This window comes from Staphylococcus gallinarum (assembly GCF_000875895.1).
Lineage (GTDB): Bacteria > Bacillota > Bacilli > Staphylococcales > Staphylococcaceae > Staphylococcus > Staphylococcus gallinarum.
Map to the genome: position 1 here is coordinate 445096 of NZ_JXCF01000007.1, position 24711 is coordinate 469806.

The 24711-nt window shown below is 33.0% G+C and carries 23 protein-coding genes and 1 riboswitch; of the genes, 9 read left to right on the forward strand and 14 right to left on the reverse strand.

Features of this window, described 5'->3' with window-relative positions:
- The first annotated feature begins 42 nt into the window (after positions 1 to 42).
- The 3 genes from SH09_RS05945 (at position 43) to brnQ3 (ending at position 4198) form a co-directional block, all read left to right on the forward strand.
- Positions 43 to 834, forward strand: coding sequence for an ATP-binding protein (locus SH09_RS05945; RefSeq protein ID WP_042738707.1), 792 nt, complete (start codon positions 43 to 45; stop codon positions 832 to 834).
- A gap of 12 nt (positions 835 to 846) precedes the next feature.
- Positions 847 to 2739 (forward strand): vWA domain-containing protein, encoded by a 1893-nt coding sequence (locus tag SH09_RS05950; RefSeq protein WP_042738708.1) that lies wholly within the window; start codon positions 847 to 849, stop codon positions 2737 to 2739.
- A 115-nt stretch (positions 2740 to 2854) separates the two neighbouring features.
- Positions 2855 to 4198, forward strand: a complete 1344-nt coding sequence (gene brnQ3, locus SH09_RS05955) for a branched-chain amino acid-like transporter carrier protein BrnQ3 (RefSeq protein WP_042738709.1) — start codon at positions 2855 to 2857, stop codon at positions 4196 to 4198.
- 629 nt (positions 4199 to 4827) lie between these two features.
- Here the strand turns inward: brnQ3 and SH09_RS05960 are convergent.
- The 3 genes from SH09_RS05960 to SH09_RS05970 are packed head-to-tail and all read right to left on the reverse strand — an operon-like array spanning position 4828 to position 6895.
- Positions 4828 to 5967, reverse strand: a complete 1140-nt coding sequence (locus SH09_RS05960; RefSeq protein WP_042738710.1) for a toxic anion resistance protein — start codon at positions 5965 to 5967, stop codon at positions 4828 to 4830.
- Between the two features lie 15 nt (positions 5968 to 5982).
- Positions 5983 to 6612, reverse strand: coding sequence for a 5-bromo-4-chloroindolyl phosphate hydrolysis family protein (locus tag SH09_RS05965; protein WP_042738711.1), 630 nt, complete (start codon positions 6610 to 6612; stop codon positions 5983 to 5985).
- 13 nt (positions 6613 to 6625) lie between these two features.
- Positions 6626 to 6895, reverse strand: a complete 270-nt coding sequence (locus tag SH09_RS05970; RefSeq protein ID WP_042738712.1) for an acylphosphatase — start codon at positions 6893 to 6895, stop codon at positions 6626 to 6628.
- 338 nt (positions 6896 to 7233) lie between these two features.
- Here SH09_RS05970 and msaA point away from each other — a divergent pair, with 338 nt between their 5' ends.
- The gene (gene msaA / locus SH09_RS05975; RefSeq protein WP_042738713.1) at positions 7234 to 7539 is read left to right on the forward strand and encodes a regulatory protein MsaA; all 306 of its coding nucleotides are present in this window, start codon (positions 7234 to 7236) and stop codon (positions 7537 to 7539) included.
- Between the two features lie 185 nt (positions 7540 to 7724).
- Positions 7725 to 7925, forward strand: a complete 201-nt coding sequence (gene cspA, locus SH09_RS05980) for a cold shock protein CspA (protein ID WP_002507639.1) — start codon at positions 7725 to 7727, stop codon at positions 7923 to 7925.
- A gap of 335 nt (positions 7926 to 8260) precedes the next feature.
- Here cspA and SH09_RS05985 read toward each other — a convergent pair whose 3' ends face one another.
- Complete coding sequence (locus SH09_RS05985; protein WP_042738714.1) at positions 8261 to 8629, reverse strand: winged helix-turn-helix transcriptional regulator; 369 nt, start codon at positions 8627 to 8629, stop codon at positions 8261 to 8263.
- Positions 8630 to 8754: 125 nt separating this feature from the next.
- On the opposite strand from SH09_RS05985, the gene SH09_RS05990 reads away from it, so the two are divergent.
- Entirely contained in the window at positions 8755 to 9717 is a 963-nt protein-coding gene (locus tag SH09_RS05990; RefSeq protein WP_042738715.1) for an NAD(P)H-dependent flavin oxidoreductase, read from the forward strand.
- Positions 9718 to 9861: 144 nt separating this feature from the next.
- On the opposite strand, the gene lysA is transcribed toward SH09_RS05990, so the two are convergent.
- The 10 genes from lysA to SH09_RS06040 all read right to left on the reverse strand — a co-directional run bounded on the left by lysA (position 9862) and on the right by SH09_RS06040 (position 21210).
- Positions 9862 to 11127, reverse strand: coding sequence for a diaminopimelate decarboxylase (gene lysA / locus SH09_RS05995; protein WP_042738716.1), 1266 nt, complete (start codon positions 11125 to 11127; stop codon positions 9862 to 9864).
- Between the two features lie 2 nt (positions 11128 to 11129).
- Positions 11130 to 12203, reverse strand: coding sequence for an alanine racemase (locus SH09_RS06000; RefSeq protein WP_042738717.1), 1074 nt, complete (start codon positions 12201 to 12203; stop codon positions 11130 to 11132).
- A gap of 5 nt (positions 12204 to 12208) precedes the next feature.
- On the reverse strand, positions 12209 to 13357 hold the full coding sequence (locus SH09_RS06005) for an amidohydrolase (RefSeq protein WP_042738718.1): 1149 nt from the start codon (positions 13355 to 13357) through the stop codon (positions 12209 to 12211).
- Between the two features lie 251 nt (positions 13358 to 13608).
- On the reverse strand, positions 13609 to 14328 hold the full coding sequence (dapD, locus tag SH09_RS06010) for a 2,3,4,5-tetrahydropyridine-2,6-dicarboxylate N-acetyltransferase (RefSeq protein WP_042738719.1): 720 nt from the start codon (positions 14326 to 14328) through the stop codon (positions 13609 to 13611).
- Positions 14329 to 14350: 22 nt separating this feature from the next.
- Entirely contained in the window at positions 14351 to 15073 is a 723-nt protein-coding gene (gene dapB / locus SH09_RS06015) for a 4-hydroxy-tetrahydrodipicolinate reductase (protein WP_042738720.1), read from the reverse strand.
- Positions 15070 to 15957, reverse strand: coding sequence for a 4-hydroxy-tetrahydrodipicolinate synthase (gene dapA / locus SH09_RS06020; protein ID WP_042738721.1), 888 nt, complete (start codon positions 15955 to 15957; stop codon positions 15070 to 15072). Before dapA ends, dapB begins: the two co-directional genes overlap by 4 nt.
- Before the next feature lies 1 nt (position 15958).
- Entirely contained in the window at positions 15959 to 16948 is a 990-nt protein-coding gene (locus tag SH09_RS06025) for an aspartate-semialdehyde dehydrogenase (RefSeq protein ID WP_042738722.1), read from the reverse strand.
- Between the two features lie 49 nt (positions 16949 to 16997).
- Complete coding sequence (locus SH09_RS06030; RefSeq protein WP_042738723.1) at positions 16998 to 18200, reverse strand: aspartate kinase; 1203 nt, start codon at positions 18198 to 18200, stop codon at positions 16998 to 17000.
- Positions 18201 to 18287: 87 nt separating this feature from the next.
- A riboswitch (Lysine riboswitch) is annotated at positions 18288 to 18466 on the reverse strand.
- A gap of 141 nt (positions 18467 to 18607) precedes the next feature.
- Complete coding sequence (locus tag SH09_RS06035; protein ID WP_042738724.1) at positions 18608 to 19438, reverse strand: aldo/keto reductase; 831 nt, start codon at positions 19436 to 19438, stop codon at positions 18608 to 18610.
- Between the two features lie 167 nt (positions 19439 to 19605).
- Positions 19606 to 21210 (reverse strand): ABC-F family ATP-binding cassette domain-containing protein, encoded by a 1605-nt coding sequence (locus SH09_RS06040; protein WP_042738725.1) that lies wholly within the window; start codon positions 21208 to 21210, stop codon positions 19606 to 19608.
- Positions 21211 to 21355: 145 nt separating this feature from the next.
- Between SH09_RS06040 and cvfB the strand changes: the two genes are divergently transcribed.
- The 3 genes from cvfB (at position 21356) to pstC (ending at position 24710) form a co-directional block, all read left to right on the forward strand.
- Entirely contained in the window at positions 21356 to 22255 is a 900-nt protein-coding gene (gene cvfB, locus SH09_RS06045; RefSeq protein ID WP_042738726.1) for an RNA-binding virulence regulatory protein CvfB, read from the forward strand.
- A gap of 355 nt (positions 22256 to 22610) precedes the next feature.
- Positions 22611 to 23576, forward strand: coding sequence for a PstS family phosphate ABC transporter substrate-binding protein (locus SH09_RS06050; RefSeq protein WP_042738727.1), 966 nt, complete (start codon positions 22611 to 22613; stop codon positions 23574 to 23576).
- A gap of 204 nt (positions 23577 to 23780) precedes the next feature.
- The gene (gene pstC, locus SH09_RS06055) at positions 23781 to 24710 is read left to right on the forward strand and encodes a phosphate ABC transporter permease subunit PstC (RefSeq protein ID WP_042738728.1); all 930 of its coding nucleotides are present in this window, start codon (positions 23781 to 23783) and stop codon (positions 24708 to 24710) included.
- Position 24711: the final 1 nt, after the last annotated feature.

The window sequence follows — 24711 nt, forward strand, 5'->3', positions numbered from 1 at the left end:
GTGTCGATATAATAGAAAAGGTTAGATAAGAGGAGAATGACAATGGCAAATGCACAATATATAAACAAAGATGAAACTGTATTTAATGATGCAATCTCACTAATGGAATTAAACAAAAACTTATTATTAAAAGGACCAACAGGTTCAGGTAAAACGAAATTAGCTGAATCATTAAGTGAACATCTAAATAGACCAATGCATCAAATAAACTGTTCTGTAGATTTAGATGCCGAAAGTTTGTTAGGATTTAAAACAATACAAACAACGGATAACGGTTCGCAAGAAATTGTTTTTATAGATGGACCAGTGATTAAAGCTATGAAAGAAGGGCACTTACTCTATATTGATGAAATCAATATGGCCAAACCTGAAACATTACCTATATTAAATGGTGTACTAGATTATCGTAGAAAGTTGACGAACCCCTTCACAGGAGAAGTCGTAAACGCTGCTCCAGGTTTCAATGTAATTGCTGCTATTAATGAAGGATACATCGGTACGTTACCAATGAATGAAGCATTGAAGAACCGTTTTGTAGTAATTCAAGTAGATTATATTGACGGAGACATCTTAAGTGATGTTATTAAAAAACAAAGTCAATTACAAGATGAGATACTCATTCAAAGTATTATTAAATTCAATGAAGACTTACGTACAATGTCAAAACAAGGACAAATTTCAGAAGAAGCAGCAAGTATACGTGCATTATTAGACTTAAGTGATTTAGCTACAATCATGCCAATAAAAAGAGCAATTAAGAGAACGATAATTGATAAACTTGAAGATGAAAGAGAACAACAGGCGATAATCAATGCAGTAGAATTAAACTTTTAGTGAGGGATAATCATGAGTGATCGTTTTATTAAATTTAACGACGAGCAATTAGATGCGAAGCAAGTGATGATGCTTCAAGATTTAGCTCGATTACTTCTAAAAAATGAACAAACACAAGTAAAAATACAGAAATTCCCTTATTATGACCCGATTCAGAATATATTAATTACCAGTTCGTTTTGGTCACATAGAGAATCAGATATAGAAACAATGGGCTTAAAAACAGACGTACTACTTGCTGCATATGGATATAAATTAATGGATGAAACTGTTGTCCATGAGGTTATCCATAACGATGAGTTTGAGCATCCTAACTTTTTCCAACAACTTTTTAAGTTATTAGAGGATATGCGAGTATTAAATTTTATTATGTCAGAAAGACCTTCGACAACAAATGCCATACGAAAACGTAAAGCAATTCGTCTGAATTTTACACAAACACAAATCAATGTTTATAAGACTAAAACAACATTTACAGATTTATTATTTTTAAGTTTGGAAAAGTCATTTTTACAAGAGAACTTTTATGATTTACCGGATATTAATTCACAGATTGATGATGCAGTATTCGTAATGTATCAATATTTACCTAACTTTTTCCATAATTCAACATCTGAAGACAATATGTATTTAGCTGAGCGAATCATGTATCAAATCGATCACTTATTAAATGAAGATATGTTAAATGAATATTATCATTTACCTAAAAAGGTGTATGAAACAATGCATGAATTAAAATTTGAAGATTTAACACGTACAGACGCGAGCAATGTTGACGGTCAAAATCAAGAAAATGACAAAGATGCAGACATTGTAGCAGAAGAAATGGAATCTAATAACCAAGATAGCGCTTCAGAAGGTGGGGCATATCTAGAAATGGAATTACATGAAGGTGAAAATAGTGATGTCATGAGTGACAATGATACTGCTAGAGAAGGCGATCCATCAGATGATATGACAGATATGCAATCTAAAAAAGGTAAAGGTACTACTACTGAACGTGAAGATGAAGGCGGAGAAAACGTAGGAGTTAATCCAGCCTTTGCCTTAACAGGTATCAATGAAAATGTTGAAATTAAATGGAATAAACCTGATATCTTACCGGAATACCTAACGCAATATCAAACTGTTGAGTCACAAGTTCAATTTGAAACTAAGGACTTAATTCAAATCATAAAAAAGGCAATTGATCGTGAATCACAAGATGCAAGACATAATTTAACTAAAGGTAGATTACAAAAGAATTTACTTAATTGGTTTATCGATGATCAATATAAATTATTCTACAAAAAGCAAGATTTGAGTCAATCTTTCGATGCTACTTTCACATTATTAATAGATGCTTCTGCTAGCATGCAAGATAAAATGGAAGAAACGATAAAAGGTGTGGTGCTCTTTCATGAAACATTAAAATCTTTAAATGTGAAACATGAAATTCTGGCATTTAACGAAGATGCATTTGATGCTGATAACTTAAATCAACCTAATATTATTGATGAAATAATTAGCTATGATTACTCTACAAATCCTAAAGATGGACCAAGGATTATGGCACTTACGCCTCAAGATGATAACCGTGACGGCGTAGCTATCAGAATAGCGAGTGATCGTTTGTTACGTCGTTCGCATAATCAACGTTTCCTTATTGTTTTCTCTGATGGTGAACCATCTGCTTATAATTACAGTCAAGATGGTATTTTAGATACTTATGAAGCTGTGGAAACTGCGAGGAAAATGGGGTTAGAAGTCTTTAATGTATTTTTAAGTCAAGACACGATAACAGAGGACATTGAGCAGACGATTCACAATATTTATGGTCAATATGCTTTATTCGTTGAAGGCGTAGAAAATTTACCTAGTCATTTATCACCTTTACTAAAAAAACTACTCTTAAAATCCTTTTAAATGTTTAATAAATATTCGTCTATCTATTTAAATATTCAGAAATTTATATAGATAAATATTTTTAGACATGATAGAATAGGTAAGATTATTTTTAAATTTAGAAGGAGCAACAAAAATGAATAAAAATACTTGGATTATCGGTTTCACATTATTTGCCATGTTTTTTGGGGCAGGAAACCTAATCTTTCCACCTAGTTTAGGTCTAGATAGTGGGGAATACTTTTGGCCAGCTATCTTAGCATTTGCTTTAACAGGAATCGGTTTACCATTACTCGGTGTAATCGTAGGTGCATTAGATAAACAAGGCTATATTGGATCTTTAAATAAGATTTCTCCTAAGTTTTCTATTGTATTCTTAATTATTATTTATTTAACAATTGGACCGCTATTTGCAATACCACGTACAGCATCAACATCATTTGAAATGACAGTGACGCCAATTGCACACACAAATAGTAGTCTTGCATTATTTATATTTACAGTTATATATTTCTTAATTGTGTTATATCTATGTATTAATCCTAATAAAATGGTCGACAGAATCGGTTCTATTCTTACACCATTATTATTAATTACTATTTTAGCAATGATTGTAAAAGGATTTATGGATTATCACGGAAATCCTAGTAGCCAAGCAGCAGAAGGTTTCACATCAAACTTTACTGGTTTCTCACAAGGTTTTACAAATGGGTATTTAACAATGGATGCAATTGCGGCTATTGCATTCTCAATGATTGTAGTGAACGCAGTTAAAGCAACAGGCATTACTCATGCAAACAAAATCTTCAAACAAACTTTAATTGCAGGTTTAATTGCGGCTATTGCCTTATTATTTATATATGTTTCACTAGGCTTTATCGGTAACCATATGAATTTATCTTCAGGAAAAATTGCTAGCTTGAAAGCAAACGATCAAAATATCGGTACATACTTGCTAACAACAGTAGCTAGTATTGGATTTGGAACATTTGGTAAATATCTATTAGGTATTATTGTTGCACTTGCTTGTTTAACAACAGCTTGTGGGTTAGTAGTGGCAGTTGCAGAATACTTCCACAGAATTTTTCCTAAACTTTCATACAAAGCTTATGTTATCATCTTTACGATAATTAGTTTTATATTAGCAAACCAAGGATTAAATTCAGTAATTACAATGTCTGTACCAGTTCTAAGCATTGTATATCCGGTAGCAATTACTATAATTTTATTAATCTTATTGGCAAGATTAATACCTACAAAACCAATTGCACAACAAATACCAATTGCTATCGTTTCAATCATCTCAGTTTTAAGTGTTATCCATACACAGGGATGGTTAAAGCTTAATTTTATCGATAGTCTACCATTAAAACAGTACTCGTTAGAATGGTTCCCTATAGCAGTTATCTTCACTATTATCGGGTATATCGTAGCAGCATTTGTAAAAAAACAATCACCCATAGTGTATGAAAAAGAATAGAGATAGTATATACTAAAATTTTGATTTAAACATAGAAATAACAGTTAAATAAATAATTGTTATCATCATAATTAAATACAGTTATTTATGATTCTACTTCCTTTAAAGTGATGACATTTACAGTGCGTCTTTTAAAGGAAGTTTTTTTACTTATTAAACTAATGATACGTTCCTATTAGATATTTAAAAAGTATATGTGAATGTTAAACCATAATTCTTCGGAGAAGCATGTTGGCGAGATTTTAAAGGTAATAGGGGGATGTGAAGACTACAGGCTAAAGCTGCCCTCTAGAAAAGTATGCCAATAATACGAATAATATGAATAATAAGCCAACAGCTCAATTATTATTTATTTAATGATTTATTTGCCAACACTAACAAGACAAATTGAATACAAGAATTTAAGTGGATAGTAATTTAAAAGTCACAAATGTTTTTCTACGTATATTGGCGAGACTCCTGAGGGAACAGGACGGGCTGAAGACTACAGGCTGAGGCTGTCCCCTGGGAAAGCGAGCCAATAATACGAATAGTATGAAAAAAAGCACTCAGATAAATTCATTCATCTGAGTGCTTTTTTTCTGTAATATTTGTCCAAAGTACGATACTCTAATTATTATTTACCAAAACTAATTATGCTTTTGTCTCTTTAAATCAAGCAATTGGTGTTGTAATTCATTTTCTAAGTCAATAAGTTCAGTTTCAGCTTGTTGACGTTTTGTCCTACCTTGCTCTTGAATTTGCAACGTTTGCTCAATCGTTTCAATAATATCCTTTTGTGTGGTCTTCAATGTATCAATATCTACGACACCACGTTCATTTTCCGTCGCAGTATCAATCGCATTCCGTTTCAACAATTCAGAGTTTTTTAGCAATAAATCATTCGTCGTATCCGTTACCGCTTTCTGTGCTGAAACAGCATTACGTTGTCTCATTAATGTAAGCGCAATAGACATTTGATTCTTCCATAAGGGAATACTCGTCAATATAGAACTTTGTATTTTTTCAGCCAAAGCTTGATTGACATTTTGGATCATTCTAATTTGTGGTGCCGTTTGAATGGCAATTTGTCGAGAAAGTTGTAAGTCATATATACGCTTGTCCAATCTATCAACAAATTGTTCCATATCTGATGCCGCTTGAACATCCATTTGATTTCCGGTTGCTTTAGCTTTAGAAACCAATTGTGGAATCTCTTCCTGTTGAATTTGCTCTCTTCTCTGCTTTGCTGCTTCAATAAATAAAGACAATTCGTCGAAATAATCCTTGTTCATATCATATAATTCATCTAGCATGCCAACGTCTTGCTTTAAATTATTTTTATGTTTATCTAACTCAATTGAGATGCGATCAATCTGTGATCCTACTGATTGCATTTTAGAAAATATTTCGTTGACGGATGCCTTAGTACGTTTAAACAGTCTTTTAAACTTGGATTGATTTTCTGGATTTAATTCATCAGCATTTACAGATTTCAGTTTACTCATTAATCCATTTAATGATTCACCTACAGGGCCCACATCAGTTGTTCTCACTTCATTTAGAATTCGGTGTGAGAATTGTGACATTTTTTGTTGCGCTTCTGTACCATAATTTAATAAATCATCGTTATCCATCGGCTTTATTTTTTGACTTAAATCATTTATTTTTTGTTGTTCTTCTGGTGAATATTGCTTAGCGTTATTAATTTTTTCAGATTGATCTTCCGTGCGTTCATCAATATATTTATCTAATGGATGTGAATTAATAAAATCATGTTCTCTATCCATCAATGTTCACTCCAGTCATCTATTTTGCTTCTTTCTATTTTGTTCCATTCTGTTCAATTCCATCTCTATATCTAACATATTATAATCTTCTTCATTTATCCGTTTTAAATCAGCTATTAATGTTCTTTTAACCTCGTCTAAAGTGATGCGTGTTTGTTCAAGTTTTTGCTTTTCAGCCTTAGATTTTTTGGGTGACTTTGCCAATCTAGTATAAGACTCAATTAAATTCAATGCATTATCGATATGTGAATAGAAGAAACTTTCTACTTTGAAAAATGATGCAGGTCGCTGCTTTACAGCAAAAAATATAGCACGAGAAATACGATATATATCATTTACCTGCCTAAAATCTTTAATACTTCTCACATTTACAAATGACTTTAATATTCTTCTATTTTTATCTTGAGCATTATTTAATTGGCTATTAACAAAATGATAGTCTCTGCGAGATAAGCCAATTTCATTTAAATATCTACGAGAAGTTAGACGTTGAGTAGGGAAATAAACTACAAAGAATGTTGCCGCTGAAATAAGTAAATCAAAGAACATATAGATGTCAAAAGCAAAAATACTAATGAACCATGCGATAACAGCAATCGGAAATGCAATAATTGTCCCTATAATTCGAGAAATATTATATCTCAATTGTCATCTTCCTTTATATTGTTCTGAATTTATTCCAAGAATGATTTATATCTGATTCTTCAATTATATAATCTTCAACATGCGAAGCAGGCGATGCACCTTGTGTTACAGCATCAATGAATTGTGCTAATGATTCTGCTTCGCCTTGAGCAAATATTTCAACATAATCACTTACATTTTCAACAGTACCGGCAATTCCATATTTGCGTGCTAATCTTTCTGTATAATAACGAAAGCCTACACCTTGAACTATGCCAAATACTTTAACATGCTTGCATTGCATATAATCACCTCTTAAACTTATTATACGCAATTTCACTCTACAAAACTAATAATTGAGTTTATTGTTGACTTGTCTATAGGCCAAAAGTATGAGACAGATAACTTGATTTTGTATATCAACTCGTTAGAATATTACACATAGGTATTTTTCTAAAACATATACTAGATATTTTGAAAACAAATCACATTGTTCGATACATAACTAGTGTGGGGAACTATCAAAGAACTATTAAAATAACGATAGAGCAAAGAGTATCATGTAAGTATTATAGTTGAATGTTTTACATATAAATTCAAATTGCTTTAACATGCTATGCGACATTGAAAGGGGAAAGCATTATGTGGACAGTTGCAAAAATTCGTGCTGATTACGAAGGCTGGTGGTTATTTAGTGACTGGACAGATCACATTATTGAGCAACATGACTTTAACACGTATGAAGAAATGATGACTTGTTATAAATCATTACTTAACAAAAGTAAAATTGATTACGATAATTATTTAGTAGGAAAGCACAATATTCATGCATTTTATAATAATTGTGAATTAGGATTTTGTAAGGATTGTGATGAAGATTTACAAATTTTTTATAGCTATATTGTATTAAACAATAATGAAGTATATTTTAATTTACCAAATATTTAATAAATTGTTTTTTCACATTTGTATTGCAATTATGTATACAATGCATTATACTCTTATTTAAGCAATAGTTTTATTCCATATTGCAAAGAATATTGTGTCAACAGAAGATAACTGTGAAATTGTATTTTTTGTAATATGCGAATAACGCATATTGAATGAATTTTAGTCTTGGAGGTTTCACAGTTATGAAACAAGGTACAGTAAAATGGTTTAACGCTGAAAAAGGTTTTGGTTTTATCGAAGTTGAAGGAGAAAACGACGTATTCGTACACTTCTCAGCTATTAACCAAGAAGGTTACAAATCATTAGAAGAAGGTCAATCAGTTGAATTTGAAGTAGTTGAAGGCGATCGCGGTCCTCAAGCTGCAAACGTTGCTAAACTATAATTATAAATTGAAATATTGACTATTTGTAAAGAACCTTGTTAAAGGTTCTTTTTTTGCATTATAATAAAACTTTTTAACAAGTAGCGTATAGATAAGTTAATAGACAATAATAAACATGTAACGTAAGTATCGTATGTATTTAATACTATCGTTACATGTTTTTCAGTATATCTTGTAGATTAATAGCTCTTATATATTCAACTTAAAGCACTAATTATCAAATAAAGATGTAATAGCAAATTTTATTATTCCGTAAAGATGCTACTTTAGATATTATGCTACTAATTATAAAGATATATTTCTTTCACTCATCTTAATTATCATTCTTAGCTATTTTACTTACGATTTATACTATCTTCACTATATTTTTCCCCAAATGCCTCCATCATGTCAATCACTGGTATTAAATCTCTTCCTTTATCTGTTAGACCATAAACAACTTTTGGGGGAACTTCGGGATATACAGTTCTTGATATAACCTTGTCATGTTCTAATTCTTTTAATTGCTTTGTTAATGATCCTTGAGAGATACTCACAAGCAATTTTTTAATTTCATTAAATCTTTTATCGCCTTCTTTCAAATACCAAAGAATGATATTTTTATATCTTCCTGACAACACATTTTGAGTATATGCTATCCCATGAATATCTCTATGTTCATCTATGAATGATTCGTCAAAACCATAATTACAAATTTTCACCATTTTAATACCTCCATACCGCAATAGTACAAATTTTAGTACTAAGTTAAAAATTATTGCCTTCTTTCAATATTGAATTTTGAATACTAATATACTATATATAATAAATTTAAAAAAGAGGGTTACTTATGAAATCACGTATTACAAACATATTGAATATAGAAAAACCTATTATACAAGGTCCTATGTCATGGCTAACTGATGCACAATTTGTAGCAGCAGTAAGCGAAGCAGGTGGATTAGGCTTTTTAGGACCCAATGGCGGATCGGCATTAATTACACGTTCTGTTACCGATACAATAGAGCGTTTTCGACAAGAAATTAAAAAAATTAAGCAACTCACAGATAAGCCATTTGGCGTACCATTAGTCATAAGTAGGGATATGGCTTATACAGAACAATTGGTTGAAGTAATTATTGAAGAGGGTGTTACTGTAGTACTTGCCAACGAGTATATAAAGGATAAATCACTATACCAAAAATTGAAATCACATCAAATTAAAATAATATATAGACCCTTAACACCAACAATTGAAAATGCTAAAGAGGCTGAGTCTTTTGGAGCAGATATTTACGTAGCAACAGGTTTTGATGAGGGTGGTACAGTTCCAGAACGCGTGATTGGTACTTTTTCAATTGTACCTATGATTGCCGATGCAATTGATATTCCTGTCGTTGCCGCTGGCGGTATTGGAGACTACAGAACAGTAAATGCTGCTTTTGCGTTAGGTGCAGAAGGCGTGTTTGCAGGTAGCTTGTTTATTGCTACATCAGAAAACCCAGCTGCTGAAAATGTTAAGCAAAAAATTGTCGATTCAAATGCTACAGATTTATTATTATTTAGAACTTTACCAGCATACTACAGATCGTTACCCGGAAAATTGGCAGAAGAATTAGTAGAAATGGATCGCCAAGGCTATTCAAATAGCGAATTGTCTCAGTATATGGGTGGGGGCGCTAACATGAAATTAGGTATGTTAGATGGTGATACTGAAAATGGATTTGTCTCAGTTGGCACAGGCATTTCTACTATTTCTGAAATCAAACCGGTAAAAAATATTATTAAAGATGTCATGAAGGATATTCAATAAGTTTATGCTGCTTAATAACATATAAAAACAAAACCACAATCTGATGTGTTGTAAGTTCTGTGAATATCATTCTATAGTTCAACATTCACTAACAAACAGCACTAACTTGATTGTGGTTTTGTTTATTTATCTTCTGAAATTTGTTTATTTGGTATCATTAATTATGAGTTGTCTTAATGATTGTCTTTTTATAACTTCTCTTGCTTTACCATCTTTCAAGAAGAATACAGATGGTTTTTGCATTTGGTTATAATTTGAAGCCATGGAATAATGATAGGCACCCGTTGATAAAATAGCGAGATAATCTCCACGTTTTACTGTATTTGGAAGTTGAGCATTTTTAATAATAATATCACCTGATTCACAAAGCTTACCGGCTAATGTGACTGTTTCATTCGCTTCATCATTGCGATTTACTAGCAACGCTTCATAACTCGCATCATAGAGTGCAGTACGGATATGATCACTCATGCCACCATCAATTGACACATATTTATTAACGCCTGGAATTTCTTTGATTGTTCCTACTTCGTATAAAGTAATTCCAGCTTCACCAACGATCGAACGACCGGGTTCAATACCAATCTCTGGAAGTGGATAATTGGTTTCTTCAGCTATCGTCTTAATAGCTTCTGTGATTTCTTTAATACCATCTTCAATAGGGAAACTCACATCGCCTTCAACATATCGAATACTGAAACCACCACCAAGATTAATTAGCTCTACATTAATATCATTGTCTTTCAACCAAGAAATCACTATTTTAGCTGTTTCAATCATCGCTTCTGTGCCTTCGATTTGTGAACCAACATGGAAGTGGACCCCTTTAAGGTTTAAGCGCTTTGATGCAAACACTTTTTTGACACCTTCTATAGCTAAACCATGTTTAATCGACAATCCAAATTTACTATCTTCTTGACCTGTTTGTATAAATTCATGTGTATGTGCTTCAACACCAGGATTCAAACGCAATACAACATTGACTGTTTCACTTGCATAACGATCAATCAAGTCAATTTCTTCTAATGAATCTATAACAATATAGCCAACTTTGCTTTCTAAGGCATATTGGATTTCATGCTTTGTTTTATTGTTACCATGAAAATGAATATGTTGTGGATCAAAACCAGCTTCCAACGCAGTATAGAGTTCACCTTCAGATACTACATCTAATTCTAAACCTTCCTCTTGCACAAGTTTAACCATTTGAATACAAGTAAACGCCTTTGAAGCATAAGAGATATTATATGTTAAACCACTTGCCTTAAATGCTTCATGATAGCGTCTCATTTGGTTTCTAATTTGTACTTCATCATATACTATAGTAGGGGTACCAAAGCTTTGTGCAATCGTCTTTAGACTTGTACCACCCATCGTTAATTCGCCGTTATTGTTGTATTCTACTACCATCTTTATCTATACTCCTTTATTAGTGAGTCATGATTCATTGCGCTGAGTTGCTCTGAATTAGCTCCCACACCTTTAAATGTATACTCATCTACGCGCATATCATTATTATATAGTATTACCTCATCTTGTGCATTTACTTCTGAATCCACTTCTACAAACATATGACTCATCATCAAAGCTCTAATTGGATATCTTTTACCGTTGATCATAGCTTCATGTTTCGCACGTGCCTTTAATATGCCATCACCATATCCCACATCAACGACTGCCAGTTTTGTATTGTTCTCAGTCGCTTCGTAGGCAAAGCTATACCCACAATAATCTCCTTGTTGTACTTCGCGAACTTGAATTACATTTCCTTTAACAGTTAATGACTGTTTAATCAATGATTCATCTAATGAACCATAAGGTCTTGAACCATATAAAGCAATACCAACACGTGCATGTGTATGATTTGGAAGCACACAACCTTCTCTATAATAGCTCGCACTATTTTGTGCATGTATCATTTCAAATTGATAGCCATCCTTTAATAGCGTTTCAACAACATTCAGCCATGCTGTTTTTTCAATATCATAGTCAGGAACATCAAATTCATCAGCATATCCAAAATGTGTCCATAATCCTGAAATATGCATTTTCAATGTATTTTCATTCTGTTCATGATGCTGCAAGACTTCCTTTATTTCATCAATTGTTTTCAAACCTGAACGATGCAATAAATTTTCGAATTCTAAATGTACATGAATATCATATAAATCTTCCACATGTTCATAATAATATTGAAGGGAAGGCAATGTCATATGAATTTGATGTTCTCTTAAAACATCAAACTCATATACTGCATTCATCAAGAATATGGTTGCTTCCGGTGCTATCTTTCTAATTCGTACAGCTTCCTTTAAAGAGGTCGTACTGAATGTGTTAATCCCAATTTGTAAAAATTGTTCTACCGCAAAGTTCAAGCCATAATGATAAGCATTATTTTTTACAACAGCCATAATATTATTGTTATTAACAACATTTGCGGCATTCTTTTTAAATTCTGCTGTTTCCACTGACCAAGTAGCAGTCATTTACGTCACACCTCACTGTAAGTTTTTAATAACTGTTCATAGTAATCTGCAACACGTATCAACATATATTCGTTAAAGTTTAATGTTGCTGTATGCAAACCTGTAATATAACCTTTAGATTCATCTCGTACACCGACAAATACAAAATAACTCGGTGCAAATTGACTATAAAAACTAAAGTCTTCACCAAATAAATAAGGCGTAGGTTTATCAATAATCTCAAAGTTTGCACTAGTTAGACCCTGTGTTACTTTGTGCTTTAATGTTGGATCATTATAAGTAGGGGGATATCCTTCTTCAAATTTAACCTCACAATCTACATCAAACAACAATTTAACACTTTCTGCGATTTTCTGCATTTGTTGTTTCACAATTTCTAAATCGTTTACATCATATGTTCTTATCGTACCTTCTAAATATCCATTACTAGGCACTGTGTTGATTGCTTCACCAGCTTCAAAGTGTCCCATATGTACAATATTACGTTTCAGACCATTTAAATGATATTGTTGAATTTGACCAACTTGAGTTAACACATGTTGCAAAGCTTCTCCACAAGAATGGCCTTGTTCTTTATCTGCTACATGACTTGATAATCCATTTAAGAAGAATCTGTACTCCGTAGCACTTGCAGTAATTTCTTCATCTCTAATAACAACTTTACCTTCATCTTCAAAAGGCATAACATGAATTCCAAATACTGCTTCTATATTATATGCTTCAAATGCACCCGCCTTGATAAGTCGATTCGCACCACCACCTGTTTCTTCAGCTGGCTGGAAAATAAATACGACATTATGTGGTAATTCACCATTTTCAGCTAATGCTTTGCAACGTTTTACAAACAGCATTAGCGCTGTAGTATGTCCATCATGGCCACATGCGTGCATAACATTATCTGTTGAACTTCTATAGTCAACGTCATTTTCCTCAAATATTGGTAGGGCGTCTATATCTGCACGATAAGCGATTGTACGATCACTGTTTCCCTCAAGAAACGCTATTATACCAGTTTCTAATGGACGTTTGTAAGTTATTCCCAGTTCATCTAAAAATGCAGCTATATACGTCGTTGTCTCATATTCATGAAGGCTTAATTCTGGATGTTGATGTAAATGTCTTCTATGTTTAGTAACGAATTCTAATTCATTCATTTAAGATCAGATCCTTTATTTATTATTATCAATTAAATTCTCATATTTAAGCAGTTTAAATATAACTATAAGTTGCAAATACATTATGTATATAAATTTTTAAAAAATGGAGGAAAAGAAATTGTAAGTTAAATTCGACAAGTGCATCGTCATTAACCAAAAGTATCTTTATCCTCCGATAATAATGGATAAAAACAACGTAAATCTCAGTTATTTTTCATCCAATTCAATTAGTAAATATTTTAATTATATTAGTCATTTAACTTTCTTAACGCTGATACGATTTCACGTTTAGAATCTTCAACTTCACTCGTTTGCTTAATAACTTTAGCTGGTGTACCCGCAACTACTGCTCCTGCTGGTACGTCTTGAGTAACGATAGCGCCAGCTGCTACAACTGCTCCTTCACCAACGCGTACGCCTTCGAGAATTACAGCATTAGCACCAATTAATACATTATCTTCAATTACAACAGGAGAGGCACTAGGTGGTTCGATGACACCTGCAAGAACTGAACCTGCGCCGACATGTACGTTTTTACCAGTCGTTGCTCGTCCTCCAAGCGTAGCATTCATATCAACCATTGTACCTTCACCAACAACTGCTCCGATGTTGATTGTTGCACCCATCATTACAACCGCTCCGTCTTCAATAATTGCTTGTTCTCTAATAAATGCTCCTGGTTCAATACGTGCATTTGTATTAGTTAAATCTTTCAATGGAATTGCAGAGTTACGACGATCCATTTCAATTTCTAATTCTGTAAATGCAGCTTGATGCTGCTCGTAAAATGATTTCCAATCATCCGCTTCACAGAAAATTACTTTTGAATCTTCTGAACCAAACACTTTAAATTCTTCTGGGAATGCTACATCATTAAAGTTTCCGTTTGCATAAACTTTAATAGGGGTTGTTTTCTTTGCGTCACTAATATATTGAATAATTTCTTCTGCCGTTAAATGTTGTACCATAATTTAATACGCTCCTTGAATTTTATAAGTTGTTAAATGTGTAATAACCATTTTCTTTGTTAACTAATTTCTCTGCAGCACCGATTGCACCATTGGCAAAAATATCTTTTGATTGTGCACGGTGTGTAATTTCAATTGTTTCATCTGTACCTGCAAATAATACATCATGTTGTCCTACGATTGTACCACCACGTACTGCATGAATACCAATTTCTTCTTGTGTTCGTTTTTCATTGTTTTCATGACGATCATATACCGGTGTTGATTGTGTTCTTAATTCTTTAATTACATCATATAATTTTACAAGTGTGCCACTTGGGGCATCTACCTTTTTATTGTGATGTGCTTCTGTTAATTCAATATCAAAATCTTCTAATAGTGGGACTGCTGCTTCCAAAATTTTAGTTAGGGCATGTACACCATAGCTCATATTTGCACTAAAGAATACAGGCATTTTTTTACTTAACAATTGCAATTTATCGATAATCTCTTCTTTTTCACCTGTAGTTGCTATAACTAATGGTAATTCGAAATCATCATCTAATAGTGGTAATAATAATTCTGGATTTGAAAAATCAATCGCTACATTTGCATCTTTTGCGTCAGATATTTTTTCAAAAGTAGGGTAGGGATATGACTTATCATTATTTCTCACAATAATACCACTGATTTCATGTCCTTTTTCTTCAGCTAATCTTGCTACACGCTCGTTCATCGCGCCGTAACCAATTAATAATATTTTCACACTAGTTCACCTGCTTTAAATTGTTCATATGCTGTTTCTAATTTCTGTCTATCATCATCTTGTAGCGTCACTAGTGGTAATCTTACTTCATAATTGCCAAAACCTTCCACTGTAGTTAACACTTTAATCGGTACTGGATTGACATCAACTGCCAATGCATCAAGTAAAGCTTTAACTGGTTTAAATTGCGCTTCAATATTTTCCCCTTGTTGTTTAGCGTCGTATAACGATTGGAAAGTTTTTGGTATAACGTTAGCTACTACAGAGATAACACCGTGACCACCTCTTTGATAATATTCTACAATATTATCGTCATTACCACTAAAGAGCGCAAATTCAGCTAAGTTTAAACGTGATTTTAAAGCTTCTAAATACTCAAAATCATTTGTGGCATCTTTTAAAGCAACAATATATTCATTTTCACTTAAAGTTTCTACTGTTTCAGGTTCAATTGTCATATTCGTACGAGAAGGGACGTTATATAATACAACTGGTAATTTGACTGCGTCAGCAATTGTGGTAAAGTGTTCGATTAAACCTCGCTGACTTGTTTTATTATAATAAGGTGTAATAAGCATAATAGCATCTGCACCTATTTCACGTGCTCTCACTGATGCTTGGATTGATTTTTGAGTATTGTTAGTCCCAGTTCCAGCAATTACAGGAACACGCCCATCAACATAATTCACTACTACTTCTAACACGTGTTCTTTTTCTTCATCTGTTAGTGTTGGATTTTCTGCAGTTGTTCCATTTACAACGATTGATTTCGCATCATTTTCTAATAAATATGCTAAATGTTTTCTTAAAGCATCGTAATCAACTTCATTATGTGTGAATGGTGTGGTTAGGGCTACACCAACGCCCTCAAAAATATGTGCCATCTTATTTAACTCCTTTCAGACTCATTACTTGCTCAAGAATTTGTACTGCGTTCAATGCTGCACCTTTCAATAAGTTGTCTGAAGTACACCAAACATGGAATGTATTATCTAAAGAATCATCTTTTCGGATTCGACCTACAAATATTTCATCTTTACCAGTAGAATGAATCGCTAACGGGTATTCATTTTTTTCTGGGTTATCGACTAATACGACACGTTCGTCCTGTTCAAATAATTGTTGAATCTCAGCAACAGACGTATCTTTGTTTAATGTCACACTCATGTGAACACTGTGACTATCTTGTACAGGAACACGTACACATGTCGCCGTTACTTTTAAATCATCATCTTTTAAGATTTTTCTTGTTTCATCGATCATTTTTTGTTCTTCTTTCGTATAACCGTCTTCTAAAAATACATCAATATGTGGTAATACGTTATTATAAATAGGGTGCGGATAAGCTTCTGGTTCTTTACCATTTGCGCCTTCAGCTAAATCTTGTTTACCCTTAACACCTGAACCAGAAACAGCTTGATATGTGGTATAAGCTACACGGTTTAAACCAAACGTTTCTTGTAAGACTTTTAAAGGAACTACAGATTGAATCGTTGAACAGTTTGGATTTGCAATAATCTTACGCTCTAACACTGGTTCATTAACTTCTGGAACGATAAGATCAATACCTTCCGTCATTCTCCATTGACTTGAATTATCGATAACGATTGCTCCTGCTTGTTCAAAAATAGGGGAGAAGTGTTCACTTGTGCTACCACCTGCACTCATTAATACATAGTCGTAGTGTTCATTTGCTGCTTCCTCTGTTAATTCTTGTACAGTATATGTGTTACCTTGGAATTCTACCTGTTGACCTGCTGAACGAGCTGATGAAAATAACACTAATTCATCATATTTAACGCCTTTTCTATCTAAAGTCTCTAACATGTTTCTTCCTACTAAACCTGTTGCACCTGCTACTGCTAATTTTGTCATAATTTATACACTCCATTTATAATTTAATTTTATAAAAATTTTAGAAAATTCAGATTTCAAAAGCTTTATATAAAGCATGTACCGCGCGCTCACCGTTATCTGCATCAATCACACTTGAAATACTAATTTCTGAAGTTGTAGTTTGGTAAAAAGGAATATCGTTTTCAATTAATGTAAGAAATGCTTTTGAAGCGACACCTGACATATCACGCATACCTGAACCGATTAATGAAATTTTGACATAGTCTTCATTAATTTTGAAGTCTAAAGCACTGTATTGTTCAGTCAATGATTCAAAAATATTAGTAATTTGTAATACATCTGTATCTTTTATAGTAAAGGACATTTGTAGTCCTTCCAAGTTAATAATTTGAGAAATCATATCAACATTAACAGACCCCGCTTCTAATTCATTAAACAATGCTGTTAACAAATTGTTATCGGGTAGGGGATAACTGATTGTTACATGCATCATATGTGTGTCTAAAGCAACGCCTGTTACCGCTTTTTTCTCCAATATCTCAGTTTGTGGCATAATCCATGTTCCTTTCACATTTGATAAAGTTCTTCCTAAATATAGTGGAATATTATAATTATTAGCGAGTTCAACACTTCTTGTTTCCAACACGCCAGCACCTAAAGCACTCATTTCCATCATCTCTTCATATGAAACATAATCCAAACGCCTTGCTTCTTTATATAACCTAGGATCTGTTGCATAAACGCCGTCTACATCCGTATAAATTTCACACGGTGTTTGATTGCTAGCTGCTAAAGCTACTGCAGTCGTATCTGAACCTCCACGACCAAGTGTTGTTATCTCCAAGTCGTCATTGACGCCTTGGAATCCAGCGACTACTAACACATCGTGATGGTTAAACGATTGATTAAACGTTTCGGGGTCAATTTCAGCAATTCTACTCTTCAGATGATGTCCGGTCGTTTTAATACCTGCTTGATAACCGGTCATCGCTCTTGCCGAAACACCGATATCATTCAATACCATCGAAAGGTAAGAAACAGTCTGTTGTTCACCCGTCGTAAGTAACAACGCTAATTCTTGATCCTTAGGCGTAGAAGTTAATGATGATACATTCGCCATTAACTCATCTGTGGTTTTACCCATTGCACTTACAACTACAATCAATTGTTCTCCTTGTTCCACTCTATTTTTTAACATTTCAGCTATGCTTTTAATTTTAGTAAAATCACTAACTGAAGAACCTCCAAATTTTAAAACACTTCTTTCCAATTTCTATATCCTCCTCAATGATAGGGGAGAATCACAGTAATATAAAAAAAGAACAAGTCCGGAGTTGCGAACCTGTTCATTAATATATACAAGTGATGCACTCCATTATTTAAAAATAATGACAGACTCTTAGCTCTTAACCATAAAGTCCAACGTGTTATAAGCTGCTATTATAACTGTTTCGGCATCTCACCCTTTCAAAATTAGCTGCTAGCAGACAGGTTCTACTAAAATTTACTAATGATTGATGCGCCTCATCAAAACTATTTAATTTTTGTTTATGATTCACATTATACATAGGGTTATATGTCATGTAAACTGCTTTCAACAAAGTTTTTCTAATTTACTGAAAAATTAAACTATATAATTTCCATTTAACTTTAATAGTGTATTATTTAACTAACTAATTAGAATTCTTCATAATTATCCGGATCTTGTCCTTTTAATCTACCATCTGGTTGTGTTAAATTATCAATTTTTTCTAGGTCTTCATCTGTTAATGCGAAATCAAACACATCTTTATTTTGTATTTGTCTGCTAATAGAAGTAGATTTTGGAATTGGAACGACGCCGTTTTGCACATGCCATCTTAAAATAATTTGCGGAATTGTTTTATTGTACTTTTCAGCAATCGTAGCAATATTTTCATCATTAATAACAGTTGATGCTCGTCCCAGTGGACTCCATGCTTCTGTAACAATACCTTTTTCTTTGTTGAATTGAATCATTTCTTTTTGATTAAAGTAAGGATGTAGTTCGATTTGGTTAACAGCAGGTAAGACACCTGTTTCACGTTCAAGTGTTTCAATATGTTCTTGTGTAAAGTTACACACACCGATAGATTTAATTAAACCTGCTTTTTGAGCATCGATTAATGCTTTCCAAGCTTCAACATATTTACCTTGTTTAGGATTAGGCCAATGAATTAAATATAAATCAATGTAATCTACATTCAAACGATAAATTGACTCTTGAATTGCTGTTAAAGCAGCATCATAGTCTTGATAACGTCCTGGTAATTTAGAAGTGATAATAATTTGATCTCGAGATACATGACTTATTTCTATCGCACGTCCAACTGTACCTTCATTTTCATAATTATAGGCAGTATCAAGTACTCTATAACCTTGATTAAGGGCATTTACTATAGCATGTACACCTTCAGATCCATTTAATTTGTATGTACCAAAACCAATTTGTGGCAATACTTGGCCATCAAGCAAATTCAAATTTTTCATAAACTTATTCCTCCTATTTACTTTGTCAATGTTGATTATATAACTCAACATTATCTATTTAAAATAATTTGCCTACACAAAGTAATATTAAAAGGGGAGACAAACAAAAAACGCAGTTATCAAATACATTAATTTGCACTGATAACTACGTTACTTACTAATTAAAATTATTTATTTAAAACGCCTGTTTCCTTTAAATATTCCTCATATGGAATTTCTTTAGAAACAGATCCTTCTGGATTTAAATCGATGACACGATTTGCAATCGTATTTATAAATTCAAAATCATATGATGTAAAGATAATTGAACCTTTAAATGATTTCAATCCATCATTCACCGCTGTAATACTTTCTAAATCTAAGTGGTTAGTAGGTTCATCAAGTAACAATACATTCGAACTTGATAGCATCATTTTACTTAACATACAACGCACTTTTTCTCCACCAGATAAAACATCTGCTTTTTTCTTAACTTCTTCACCACTAAACAACATACGTCCTAAGAAGCCACGTAAGAAAGTTTCAGTCTGTTCATCTTCAGGTGCATATTGACGCAACCAATCAACTAAGTTCATATTTACGCCTTCGAAGTATTCAGAATTATCTTTTGGTAAGTAACTACGTGATGTTGTTACACCCCATCTAACAGAACCTTCGTCTGGTTCCATTTCTCCAGCTAATATTTTCAGTAAAGTTGTCTTAGCAATTTCACTATCACCAATTAATACCGCTTTGTCATTTGGATCCATTGTAAATGAAATATTGTCTAATACTTTCACACCATCTACAGTTTTAGATAGGTTTTCCACAAACAATAAATCATTACCGATTTCACGTTCAGGTGTGAAGTTAACAAATGGATAACGACGTGAAGAAGGTTGAATATCTTCTAATTCTATTTTTTCTAATTGTTTCTTACGACTTGTAGCTTGTTTTGATTTTGATGCATTGGCAGAAAATCGTGCTACGAAATCTTGTAGTTCTTTGATTTTTTCTTCTTTTTTCTTATTTTGATCTTGTGCCATTTTCATAGCTAATTGGCTAGATTGATACCAAAAATCATAGTTACCAACGTAGACTTTAATTTTACCATAATCTAAATCTGCAATATGAGTACATACATTATTTAAAAAGTGTCTATCATGCGAAACAACGATAACTGTATTTTCAAAATTAATTAAGAAGTCTTCTAACCAGCTAATCGCAGGAATATCTAAGCCGTTTGTAGGCTCATCTAGTAATAACACATCTGGTTCACCAAATAAACTTTGCGCCAATAACACTTTTACTTTTTGATTATTTTCTAACTCAGACATCGTTTTATCTTGTAAATCTGCTGAAATACCTAGACCAGAAAGTAGTGTGCCTGCATCAGCTTCAGCATTCCAACCATCCATTTCAGCAAATTCACCTTCTAATTCCGCAGCGCGGATACCATCTTCATCGCTGAAATCTGGTTTCATATAAATTTCATCTTTTTCTTTCATCACTTGATATAAACGTTCATGTCCTTTAATAACAACATCTATTACACGTTCTTCTTCATATGCGAAATGATCCTGTTTCAAAATAGCTAAACGTTCATTTTTCCCTAAAGATACATGTCCTGTTTGAGCATCTAACTCACCAGATAAAATCTTTAAAAAAGTGGATTTCCCAGCACCATTTGCGCCAATTAAGCCATAACAATTGCCATCTGTAAATTTAATATTTACATCTTCAAATAATTTACGATCACCAAATCGTAAACTTACATCAGTAACTTGTAACATGTATTTACTCCTTTATTCGTTAATCTACCGGACAAATTATAACACAATTAACTTGGACTTTCGACCATTCTCGATGGAGTAATGCTTGTTTGTGTTATGCGTGTTATAATAATATAGAATAAATTTATGTACGAAGGAGAAAAGTATGGCCAGAGACGAAAAAGATATTGTAGGCTCAATTGAGTTTTTAGAAGTAATCGGTTTAGAAGGATCTACTTATAAATTAAAAGGACCTAACGGCGAAGAAGTAAAGCTCAATCAATCTGAAATTCAAGATGATGATGAATTAGAAATCGGTGAAGAATATAGTTTCTTCATTTATCCAAATAGATCAGGAGATTTATTTGCCACACAAAACATGCCTGATATTACGACAGATAAGTATGATTTTGTAAAAGTATTAAAAACAGACAGAGATGGTGCACATGTTGACGTAGGTTTACCTCGTGAAGTATTAGTACCATGGGAAGATTTACCAAAAGTTAAAACTGTCTGGCCGACACAAGGTGACGAATTACTCGTTACATTAAGAATCGATAGAGAGAAAAATATGTTTGCACGTTTAGCATCAGAGACAATCGTCGAAAAAATGTATACGCCTGTACACGATGAATCATTACAAAATAAAATAATAGAGGCAAGACCATACCGTTTATTAAGAATCGGTAGTTTCCTATTATCAAAAGAAGGGCATAAAATTTTCGTTCACGAATCAGAACGTAAAGCTGAACCTCGCTTAGGCGAAAATGTCGAGGTACGAATTATTGGTCACAATGACAATGGCGAACTTAATGGGTCATTTTTACCATTAGCCCATGAACGTTTAGATGATGATGGACAACATATCTTTGACTTATTAGTTGAATACGATGGAGAATTACCGTTTTGGGATAAATCTAGTCCAGAAGCGATAAAAGAGGTGTTCAATATGAGCAAGGGTGCATTTAAACGAGCAATCGGACATTTATATAAACAAAAAATAATTAACATTGAAACAGGAAAGATCTCTTTAACTAAAAAGGGATGGAGTAGGGTAGAAGACTAAACCCCGCCACAAAGAAGACAATATAATAGATAAATATTTATATTCCCAACCGAAATACACTACAAATTTGTAGTGTATTTCGGTTTTTTTATTAACATTTACTATTTTCAACGTAATCTCTGTAATATTGCACACACCTAAAAATGTATTAGAAACCGCTAAATGACAATGTTTTCAAGTACATTTAAACACCTGAAATATTTCAATTATAAATTTTGTAAATAACATCAACATTTTCTTAACATATCTTTTACATTAAACTCATTTGTAATTAATAAACGATGTGTAGTATAGGGATTGTAAGAACTACATATAAAACACATATGGGTTATTTATCTATTAGGAGGATGTTTCAATGAAAAATTGGCAATTAGTTGGTACTACAGTAATTGGCGCTTCACTTTTATTAGGTGCTTGTGGTGGCGGTAATAGCGGCTCAGGCGAAGGTAAAGGTAGCGGGGAAGTTAAAGGCGATGGTTCGTCAACAGTAGGCCCTATCATTGAAAAATTAAATGAAAAATTCGCAAAAGATAATAAAGATGTAACAGTATCTAACGGTACAGCTGGTACTGGTGGAGGATTTGAAAAATTCATTTCGGGAAATACTGATTTCTCAAATGCTTCAAGACCAATAAAAGATGAAGAAAAGAAAAAATTAGAAGATAAAGGCATCAAATATGATGAATTCAAAATTGCACAAGATGGTGTAACAATTGCAGTAAATAAAGAAAACGACTTTGTAAATGAATTAACTAAAGAACAGTTAAAAGAAATTTATTCTGGTAAAGCAAAAACATGGAAAGATGTTAACTCTAAATGGCCAGACAAAGAAATCAAAGCATTTTCACCTGACCAATCTCACGGAACTTATGACTTCTTCACAGAAGAAATTATGGACAAAGGTGATATTAAAGCAGAGAAAAATGCCGATACAAACGTAATTGTTTCATCTGTTGAGAAAAACAAACAAGGTGTTGGTTACTTCGGTTATAACTTCTATCAACAAAATAAAGATAAATTGAAAGAAGTTAAAATCAAGGATGACAACGGTAAGTTAACTGAACCAACTAAGAAAACAATCCAAGATGGTTCTTATGCATTAAGTAGACCATTATTCATCTACACAAACGAGAAGAAATTAAAAGATAACAAAGGATTCCAAGATTTCATGAAATTTGTCATCGATGACAAAGGTAAATCAGCTGAAGATGCAGGATTCGTCGCTTTACCTAAGAAAGACTACAAAGAACAAAAAGATAAATTAGATGACATCATTGGTAAAGAAAGTAAAAAAGAAGATAGCAAAAAAGAAGACAAATAAGTATTAAAACATATTTAAAGGTTGGGATTCTGGATTAGGGGTGACAAAGTGGTCTATGTGCCACTTTGTCAATCCAATTCCTTGTTCAATACATCTAATAATTATAGCGTGTGCTGTTATGTTTTTACTAACGCTTAAATTAACGGATGTGAACATCCCAGCCTTTATTCATATTTGGGAGTTTAATAGAAAGAAGGGAAATTTATGGCAAATCAGAACCTTTCAGTAAGTGAAATGATCGCTAAAAATAATGCTAATAAAAAAGGAATAAGCAATAAACTTGTTCCAATTATCTTGGGAATTATTGCATTGTTTTCAATCCTCACTACTGTCGGCATAATCGTAACATTACTAACTGAAACAATTACATTCTTCACACGAGTTCCAATTACCGATTTCTTATTCACTAAAGATTGGAATCCATTTTCTTCTAATCCAGAATATGGTATTTGGGCTTTAATCTTAGGAACGTTAAAAATTACCTTTATCGCTACGATTGTTGCAGTACCAATTGGTTTAGGAGCAGCATTATATTTAAGTGAATATGCATCGCAACGTTCTAAAAAAATCATTAAACCAATCTTAGAAATACTGTCAGGTATTCCAACTATTGTATTTGGTTTCTTTGCATTAACATTTGTAACACCGTTACTAAGATCAATTTTCCCAGAGTTGGGTAGTTTTAACTCAATTAGTCCTGGAATTGTCGTTGGTGTAATGATTATTCCACTCATTTCAAGTATGAGTGAAGATGCTATGTCATCTGTACCTAATAAAATGCGTGAAGGTGCATTAGGATTAGGGGCTACAAAATTTGAAGTTGCAACGAAGGTTGTATTACCGGCTGCCACTTCTGGTATCATGGCTTCAATTGTATTAGCAATCTCTCGTGCAATTGGAGAAACGATGATTGTATCACTTGCTGCAGGTAGTACACCAAATTCAACATTAGAGTTAACAGGTTCAATTCAGACAATGACTGGTTACATTGTTCAAGTTGCTACAGGTGATGCTACATTTGGTTCAGATATTTACTATAGTATCTACGCGGTTGGTTTCACATTGTTCTTGTTCACTCTTGTAATGAACTTAATATCTCAATGGATTACGAAACGCTTTAGAGAGGAGTATTAAT

What these genes read in the sequence shown, in the direction of transcription:
- SH09_RS05945 (WP_042738707.1), top strand. Translation starts at nt 43, where the DNA reads ATGGCAAATGCACAATATATAAACAAAGATGAAACTGTATTTAATGAT.
- SH09_RS05950 (WP_042738708.1), top strand. Translation starts at nt 847, where the DNA reads ATGAGTGATCGTTTTATTAAATTTAACGACGAGCAATTAGATGCGAAG.
- brnQ3 (WP_042738709.1), top strand. Translation starts at nt 2,855, where the DNA reads ATGAATAAAAATACTTGGATTATCGGTTTCACATTATTTGCCATGTTT.
- SH09_RS05960 (WP_042738710.1), bottom strand. Translation starts at nt 5,967, where the DNA reads ATGGATAGAGAACATGATTTTATTAATTCACATCCATTAGATAAATAT.
- SH09_RS05970 (WP_042738712.1), bottom strand. Translation starts at nt 6,895, where the DNA reads ATGCAATGCAAGCATGTTAAAGTATTTGGCATAGTTCAAGGTGTAGGC.
- msaA (WP_042738713.1), top strand. Translation starts at nt 7,234, where the DNA reads ATGTGGACAGTTGCAAAAATTCGTGCTGATTACGAAGGCTGGTGGTTA.
- cspA (WP_002507639.1), top strand. Translation starts at nt 7,725, where the DNA reads ATGAAACAAGGTACAGTAAAATGGTTTAACGCTGAAAAAGGTTTTGGT.
- SH09_RS05985 (WP_042738714.1), bottom strand. Translation starts at nt 8,629, where the DNA reads ATGGTGAAAATTTGTAATTATGGTTTTGACGAATCATTCATAGATGAA.
- SH09_RS05990 (WP_042738715.1), top strand. Translation starts at nt 8,755, where the DNA reads ATGAAATCACGTATTACAAACATATTGAATATAGAAAAACCTATTATA.
- lysA (WP_042738716.1), bottom strand. Translation starts at nt 11,127, where the DNA reads ATGGTAGTAGAATACAACAATAACGGCGAATTAACGATGGGTGGTACA.
- SH09_RS06000 (WP_042738717.1), bottom strand. Translation starts at nt 12,203, where the DNA reads ATGACTGCTACTTGGTCAGTGGAAACAGCAGAATTTAAAAAGAATGCC.
- SH09_RS06005 (WP_042738718.1), bottom strand. Translation starts at nt 13,357, where the DNA reads ATGAATGAATTAGAATTCGTTACTAAACATAGAAGACATTTACATCAA.
- dapD (WP_042738719.1), bottom strand. Translation starts at nt 14,328, where the DNA reads ATGGTACAACATTTAACGGCAGAAGAAATTATTCAATATATTAGTGAC.
- dapA (WP_042738721.1), bottom strand. Translation starts at nt 15,957, where the DNA reads ATGGCACATATTTTTGAGGGCGTTGGTGTAGCCCTAACCACACCATTC.
- SH09_RS06025 (WP_042738722.1), bottom strand. Translation starts at nt 16,948, where the DNA reads ATGACAAAATTAGCAGTAGCAGGTGCAACAGGTTTAGTAGGAAGAAAC.
- SH09_RS06035 (WP_042738724.1), bottom strand. Translation starts at nt 19,438, where the DNA reads ATGAAAAATTTGAATTTGCTTGATGGCCAAGTATTGCCACAAATTGGT.
- SH09_RS06040 (WP_042738725.1), bottom strand. Translation starts at nt 21,210, where the DNA reads ATGTTACAAGTTACTGATGTAAGTTTACGATTTGGTGATCGTAAATTA.
- cvfB (WP_042738726.1), top strand. Translation starts at nt 21,356, where the DNA reads ATGGCCAGAGACGAAAAAGATATTGTAGGCTCAATTGAGTTTTTAGAA.
- SH09_RS06050 (WP_042738727.1), top strand. Translation starts at nt 22,611, where the DNA reads ATGAAAAATTGGCAATTAGTTGGTACTACAGTAATTGGCGCTTCACTT.
- pstC (WP_042738728.1), top strand. Translation starts at nt 23,781, where the DNA reads ATGGCAAATCAGAACCTTTCAGTAAGTGAAATGATCGCTAAAAATAAT.